The 7,129-nt window shown below is 71.7% G+C and carries 5 protein-coding genes; 3 read left to right on the forward strand and 2 right to left on the reverse strand.

Annotated features, from left to right (window positions below; genetic code table 11):
• Window positions 1–722, reverse strand: a 722-nt coding sequence (locus VFM98_RS15615; RefSeq protein WP_325110825.1) for an FAD-binding oxidoreductase, incomplete at its 3' end; no start/stop codon positions are given.
• Window positions 723–746: 24 nt separating this feature from the next.
• Window positions 747–2,528: a thiamine pyrophosphate-requiring protein gene (locus VFM98_RS15620; protein WP_325110826.1), complete on the reverse strand. Its 1,782-nt coding sequence runs from the start codon at window positions 2,526–2,528 to the stop codon at window positions 747–749.
• A 154-nt stretch (window positions 2,529–2,682) separates the two neighbouring features.
• Between VFM98_RS15620 and VFM98_RS15625 the strand changes: the two genes are divergently transcribed.
• From VFM98_RS15625 to nrfD, 3 genes are all read left to right on the forward strand, one after another.
• A complete protein-coding gene (locus VFM98_RS15625) occupies window positions 2,683–3,345 on the forward strand; it encodes a cytochrome c3 family protein (protein ID WP_325110827.1) in 663 nt (220 codons plus the stop codon).
• 6 nt (window positions 3,346–3,351) lie between these two features.
• Entirely contained in the window at window positions 3,352–6,123 is a 2,772-nt protein-coding gene (locus tag VFM98_RS15630) for a 4Fe-4S dicluster domain-containing protein (protein WP_325110828.1), read from the forward strand.
• Window positions 6,120–7,129: NrfD/PsrC family molybdoenzyme membrane anchor subunit (gene nrfD, locus VFM98_RS15635; RefSeq protein ID WP_325110829.1), on the forward strand; the 1,010-nt coding region annotated here is incomplete at its 3' end. The genes VFM98_RS15630 and nrfD, both read left to right, overlap by 4 nt.

Here is a 7,129-nt window from a genome sequence, read left to right on the forward strand (position 1 = left end):
TCCCCGTCCAGCAGCGCGGGCAGGTTGTAGCCGGAGACGCGGCGCGGGATGTCGGGGAACTTCTCGCGGATCAAGGGCGCATAGCGCTCGCCCAGGGCCTTCAGGTCGCGCGCGATCTGTGCCGGCCGGCCGCCCTGCGCACACAAACGCTGGAAGGCCGCCTCGTCGGTCGGCCCCACCGTCAGGCGCTCGCCGTCGTAGGTGAGGACGTCGAGCTCCAGCACGTTGTGCACGGTCTCGCCGCCCATCACCGAGTGCGGCCCGCAGGAGTTGTTGCCGATCATGCCGCCCAGCGTGTTGTGGTTGTGCGTGGCGGGGTCGGGCGCGAAGGTGAGGCCGTGGCGCTTCGCCTGCCCGCGCAGGTCGTCGAGCACCACGCCCGGCTGCACGCGCGCCGTGCGGGCTGCGGGATCGATCTGCAGCACCCGGTTCAGGTACTTGGAGAAGTCCATCACCACGGCCACGTTGCAGGTCTGCCCGCACAGGCTGGTGCCGCCGCCGCGCGAGAGCACCGGCGCGCCGTGCGCGCGGCAGACCGCCACCGTCGCAATCACGTCGTCCACGGTCTTCGGGATCACCACCCCGATCGGCACCTGGCGGTAGTTGGAGGCGTCGGCGGCATACAGGGCGCGGCTGCCCGCATCGAAGCGGACTTCACCTTCGATGCGCGCGCGCAGGTCGGCGGCGATCCTCTCGCCGTCCGGGAAGGGAGGCTTCTGCACGACGGCTCCGGCGGGCCCGGGGCTTCAGCGGCCCTTGCGCACCCCGTCCCACCACTCGCGCGCGGTGGCGATCATGGTCTCCAGCGCCTGCGGATCGCCGTGCACCAGCGCGCGGGCATAGGCCTTGGCCTGCTTCTGCGTCACGTGCGGCGGCAGCGGCGGCACGTTGGGGTCGGTGACCATCTCCAGCAGCGCCGGCCGGCCCGCGTTCAACGCCCGCTCGAGCGCCGGCCCCACCTCCTGCGGTTGCTCGACCCGGATGCCTTCCAGCCCGAGCGAGCGCGCGTAGTCGCAGTAGGGGAAGGCGGGCAGTGCCTGCGAGTCGACGAAGCGCGGCTCGCCCGCGCTCACCCGCTGCTCCCAGGTGACCATGTTCAGGTCGCCGTTGTTCAGGACGATCACCAGCAGCCGCGGATCGCTCCACTTCTTCCAGCGTTCGGCGATGGTCACCAGGGCGTTGATGCCGATCATCTGCATCGCGCCGTCGCCCACCATCGCGATCACCGGCCGGTCCGGATAAGCGATCTTGGCCGCCAGCGCATACGGCACGCCCGGCCCCATCGTGGCGAGCCCGCCCGAGAGCGAAGCCATCATGCCGCGCCGCACCTTGAGGTCGCGCGCGTACCAGGCTGCGGATGTGCCTGAATCGCAGGTGAGGATGCAGCGGTCCGGCAGCCGCGGCGAGAGTTCCCAATACACCCGCTGCGGGTTCACCGGCTTGGCCTCGTTCATCGCACGCGCCTGCAGCACTTCCCACCATTGGCGCACGTTGGCTTCGATCTCGTCGCGCCACGAGCGGTCCTGCTTTTGCTGCAGCAGCGGCAGCAGGGCCTGCAGGGTCGCGCGGCTGTCGCCGATCAGGTTGACCTCGGTCGGATAACGCAGCGACACCATGCGCCCGTCGAGGTCGATCTGCACCCCGCGCGCCTGCCCTTCCTTGGGCAGGAACTCCGAGTACGGAAAGCGCGAGCCCACGATCAGCAGCGTGTCGCAGCCGTTCATTAGCTCCCAGCTCGGTTGCGTGCCGAGCAGGCCGATCGCGCCGGTGACGAAGGGCAGGTCGTCCGGCACGGCCGCCTTGCCCAGCAGCGCCTTCGCGATGCCGGCGTGCAGGCGCTCGGCCACCGCGATGAGTTCGTCGGTCGCGTGCAGCGCACCGGCGCCGGCCAGGATCGCGACCTTGCGGCCGGCGTTGAGGACCTCGGCGGCGGCCTCCAGGTCCGATTCGCCGGGCACCGCGGCCCTGGAGGTCATGCCGATCCCGCTGTGGATCGTGCTGTGCACGCGCGGCGGCTCGGGCACGGCCTTCTCCTCCTGCAGGTCGTGCGGCACGATGATGCAGGTCACGGTGCGCTGGTCGCGCGAGATCCGCATGGCCCGGTCCACCAGGTGCCGCACCTGGGCCGGCACCATGGCCGTGTGCACGAACTCGTGCGCCACGTCCTTGAACAGGCTCAGGAGGTCCACTTCCTGCTGGTAGTCGCCGCCCATGGCCGTGCGCGCGGCCTGGCCCACGATGGCCACCACCGGCTGGTGGTCGGCCTTGGCGTCGTAGAGGCCGTTCAGCAAATGGATCGCGCCCGGCCCCGAGGTCGCCATGCAGACGCCCACCTCGCCGGTGAACTTGGCGTGGGCGCAGGCCATGAAGGCCGCCAGTTCCTCGTGCCGGGCCTGGATGAATTCCATCTGCTCGCCCATGCGCTCGAACGCGCCCATGAGGCCGTTGATGCCGTCGCCCGGGTAGCCGTAGATGCGCCGCACGCCCCATTCGTGCAGCCGCTGCAGGATCTGGTCGCTGGTGTTCATCGGGCCAGTCTAGGGGGACGCATGCAGCGGCGGCGTCAGCCGGCTCCCACGCCGAGCACCACGGCGCAGCCGCACGCGTCTATATTGGCCCCAATCTTTTGCAGCGCGATGTGAACGCCAGCCCTGCGGCCGGCGGCCAAGCTCCCCGGCTGAGATGTCCCACCCGCGATCCGCCCAGGTCTTCAGCGCAGGCGCCGAACTCGCGGTGAAGCTCGCGGCCCTCGGCCTGCTGTTGCTCCTGCCCGCGCTGGCCGCCTACGGGGTCTGGCGCGAGCATGCGCACCAGGCGCTCGGGGAGCCGGTGGCCCAGCCCATTCCCTTCAGCCACAAGCACCACGTCGGCGACGACGGCATCGACTGCCGCTACTGCCACACGACGGTCGAGACGAGCCGCTACGCCGGCCTGCCTTCCACCCACACCTGCCTGAGCTGCCATTCGCAGCTGTACACGGATGCGAAGGTGCTGGCGCCGTTGCGCGAGAGCGCCCGCACGGGGCAACCGATCCCGTGGCAGCGGGTGCACTTCCTGCCCGGCTTCGTGTACTTCGACCACGCGGTGCACGTCGCCAAGGGCGTGGCCTGCTTCGAATGCCATGGCCGGGTGGACCAGATGCCCATCACGTGGCGCGCGCAGCCGCTGCAGATGCAGTGGTGCATCGCCTGCCACCGCGACCCGGCGCCGCACCTGCATCCGCGCGACCAGGTGTTCCGCATGCCGCCCGCGCCGGTGAGCGGCGCGCAGTCGCTTGCGCTGCTGGCGGCCGCGCAGCTCGAAAGCGTGCAGCGCCGCACCGACTGTTCCACCTGCCATCGCTGAGGCGCCATGGAACACCCGCTCGCCTTCGTGCCCGCCGTCGACCGCCGACGCGCGCTGGCGCTGATGGCCGCGTCGCTCGCGCTCGGGGGCACGGGATGCATCGAGGCGCCGCGCGAACGCATCCTGCCCTGGGTACAGACGCCGGAAGCGCGCGCCGCCGGCCTGCCGCTGTTCTATGCCAGCGCCTGCGTGCGCGACGGCCATGCGCTGGGCGTGCTGGTGGGCACCGAGGGCGGGCGGCCGATCAAGATCGAAGGCAATCCGCTCCACCCTTCCAGCCTCGGCGCCACCGACGTCTTCGCCCAGGCCTCCGTGCTGCAGCTGTGGGACCCGGACCGCTCGGCGACCGTGCTGCAGCGGCTGCGCGCCGGCGAGACTGCGGCCGGCTCCTCGACCTGGGCCGCGTTCGAGGCCGACTGGACGCGCGAGGCCGCGCGGCTGCAGGCGCGCGCCGGCGAAGGCTTCGCCCTCCTCACCGGCCCGCTCAGCTCGCCGAGCCTGCGGGCGCAGATCCAGGCGCTGCTGCGGGCCTGGCCGCACGCACGCTGGTACCAGCACGCCGCGCTGCCGATGGAAGCCGCGCGCGCGGGCGCCATCGCGGCCTTCGGCCGGCCCCTGGATCCGCTGTACCGCTTTGCCGAGGCGCGCTGCATCGTGGCGCTCGGCGCCGATCCCTTCAGCGAAGGCCCGGGTGCGGTGCGGCACGCGATGGACTGGTCGGCGCGGCGCGAAGCGCAGTTGTTCGCGGTGGAAGCGACGCCGGGGCTGTTCGGCGCCCGCGCGGACCGGCGGATCGCGCTGGCGCCGGCACGGATCGACGCGCTGGTGGCCCACCTGGCCGCGGCGCTGGCAGGCGGACCGGCACCGGCCGACGCCTTGGAAGCCGCGCTCCTGCGAGCGCTGCAGGCGGCGGGGCCGCAGGCGCTGCTGGTGCCGGGCGCCTGCCTCTCGCCCACGAGCCATGCCCTGGTGCATGCCATGCACGCGCAGCTGCAGGCCGCCGGCCGCACGGTGCAGATGCTGGAGCCGCTCGCCATTGCGCCCGAGGCCGGGTCCCTGTCGGAACTCACCGATGCGATGGATGCGGGCGCGGTCGAAGCGCTGGCCGTGCTCGATGCGAATCCGGCCTACGACGCGCCCGCCAAGTTCTCACAGGCGCTCGCCAAGGTGGACTTCAGCGTCCATGCGGGCCTGTACCGCGACGAGACGGCGCGCGCCTGCGGGTGGCACCTGCCGCTGGCACACGATGGGGAGCGCTGGGGCGATGCTCTGGCGCACGACGGCAGCGCGACGCTGGTGCAGCCGGCGATCGCGCCGCTCTACGACAGCCGCTCGGCCAACGAGCTGCTGGCCCTGCTCGCGCGCGACGAGATCCGCGACGGCCACGCCCTGCAGCAGCGGCACTGGCGTTCGCGCTGGGGCGGGGAATTCGAGGACCGCTGGCGCGAGAGCCTGCAGCGTGGCGTGGTGGAAGGCAGCGCACGGTCGGCCGTTGCGGCGACCAGCAAGCCGATCGCGGCATTCAGTGCCGAGGCGCAGGCGGCCGCAACGGCACCGGCCGACGCGCCGCTCACCGCCCTCTTCGCCGCCGACCCTTCCACCCACGACGGCCGCTTCGCCAACAACGGCTGGCTGCAGGAGTTGCCGCGGCCCTTCACCAAGCTGACCTGGGACAACGCACTGCTGCTCTCGCCCCGCGACGCCACCGCACTGGGCCTGGCCACGGGCGACGTAGTGCGGGCGACCGTCGCCGCAGCGCAGGTGCAGGCGCCGGTGTGGGTGCTCGCCGGCCAGGCCGAGGGCGTGGTGACCGTGCCCCTGGGCTACGGCCGCCGCGCCGCCGGCCGCGTGGGCGACGGCGTCGGCTTCGACGGCTACGCCTTGCGCCCGCCCGGTGCGGCCACGGCCGGGATCCGCCTCGAACGCACCGGCGGGCATCACGAGTTCGCCGTCACGCAGCACACGATTTCGCAGCACGGGCGCGAGCTGGCCCGCAGCGTCCGCCCCGGCGAAAGCGTGCACGAGCCGACAACGCAGCCCTCGCTCTATCCGCAGCCGCCGCGGCCGCCCGACGGCGGCCCCGCGTGGGCCATGAGCATCGACCTCGACGCCTGCATCGGCTGCAACGCCTGCACCATCGCCTGCCAGGCCGAGAACAACATCCCGGTGGTGGGCAAGGAGCAGGTGGCGCTCGGGCGCGAGATGCACTGGATCCGCGTCGACCGCTACGAGACGCCGGAGCTTCCCGGCAGCATCTTCCAGCCGGTGCCCTGCATGCACTGCGAGAAGGCGCCGTGCGAACTGGTGTGCCCCGTGGGCGCCACCGTGCACGACACCGAGGGGCTGAACGTGCAGGTCTACAACCGCTGCATCGGCACCCGCTTCTGCTCGCAGAACTGCCCCTACAAGGTGCGGCGCTTCAACTTCCTGCAGTTCGCCGACACGGCGACCGAATCGCTCAAGGGCCAGCGCAACCCCAACGTCACGGTGCGGCAGCGCGGCGTGATGGAGAAGTGCAGCTACTGCGTGCAGCGCATCGCGCGCGCCCGCCAGCACGCGCAGGCCGAAGGCCGGCCGCTGGTACAGGGCGAGGTGATCACCGCCTGCCAGGCCGTGTGCCCGACGCGGGCGATCCGCTTCGGCGACCTGCACCAGGCCGGCAGCGCCGTCGCCGCCGACCGCCAGTCGCCGCGCCACTATGCGCTGCTCGGCGAGCTCAATACGCAGCCGCGCACGACCTACCTCGCCCGCGTGCGGCGCGCGGAGGCGGGCCCGTGAGCGTGCCGCAGCCCCCCGTCTCGCGGGCGACGCCGGTGCTCGGCCCGGGTTGGGGCTACGCCAGCGTCAGCGACAAGATCGCCGACCTGGTGCTCACGCGCCCGGTGCGCTGGCCCTGGCTCGTCGCCTTCTTCGGCACCCTGGCCGGCACGCTGGTGTTCGTGGCGGCGATCGGCTGGCTGTTCCTGCGCGGCATCGGCATCTGGGGCGTCGACATCCCGGTGGCCTGGGGCTTCGCGATCGCCAACGTGGTCTGGTGGATCGGCATCGGCCATGCCGGCACCTTCATCTCCGCCATCCTGCTGCTGCTGCGGCAGAAGTGGCGCACCTCGATCAACCGCTTCGCCGAAGCGATGACCTTGTTCGCCGCCGCGATGGCGGGCCTGTTCCCCATCCTGCACCTGGGCCGGCCCTGGTTCTTCTACTGGATCGCGCCCTACCCGGACCGCATGGGCGTGTGGCCGCAGTGGCGCAGCCCACTGGTATGGGACTTCTTCGCCATCGGCACCTACATCCTCGTGTCGCTGCTGTTCTGGTACCTGGGCCTGCTCCCCGACCTGGCGACGCTGCGCGACCGCGCCGAGGGGCGCTGGCGGCGCTACGCCTTCGGGCTGGCGGCGCTCGGCTGGCGCGGCGAGGCGCGCCACTGGGCTCGTCACCAGTCGGCCTACCTGCTGCTGGCCGGGCTGGCGACGCCACTGGTCGTGTCGGTGCATTCGGTGGTGTCGCTCGATTTCACCAGCGGCATCGTGCCCGGCTACCACTCGACGATCTTTCCGCCCTATTTCGTCGCCGGCGCGCTCTATTCGGGCTTTGCCATGGTGATCACCATCGCGGTGCCACTCCGGCAGTTCTTCGGCTTTTCGGATTTCATCACCGAGCGGCATCTCGACAATGCGGGCAAGGTGATGCTCGCCTCGGGCGGCATCGTCGCCTACGGCTATATCGTCGAGGCGTTCTTCGCCTGGTACTCGGGCGACGTGTTCGAGCGCTACATGATGTGGAA

The organism is Ramlibacter sp. (assembly GCF_035706265.1).
Taxonomy (GTDB): domain Bacteria; phylum Pseudomonadota; class Gammaproteobacteria; order Burkholderiales; family Burkholderiaceae_C; genus Ramlibacter.

Coding starts and splice junctions, on each gene's coding strand:
- VFM98_RS15620 (WP_325110826.1), bottom strand. CDS start 2,528: ATGAACACCAGCGACCAGATCCTGCAGCGGCTGCACGAATGGGGCGTG.
- VFM98_RS15630 (WP_325110828.1), top strand. CDS start 3,352: ATGGAACACCCGCTCGCCTTCGTGCCCGCCGTCGACCGCCGACGCGCG.
- VFM98_RS15625 (WP_325110827.1), top strand. CDS start 2,683: ATGTCCCACCCGCGATCCGCCCAGGTCTTCAGCGCAGGCGCCGAACTC.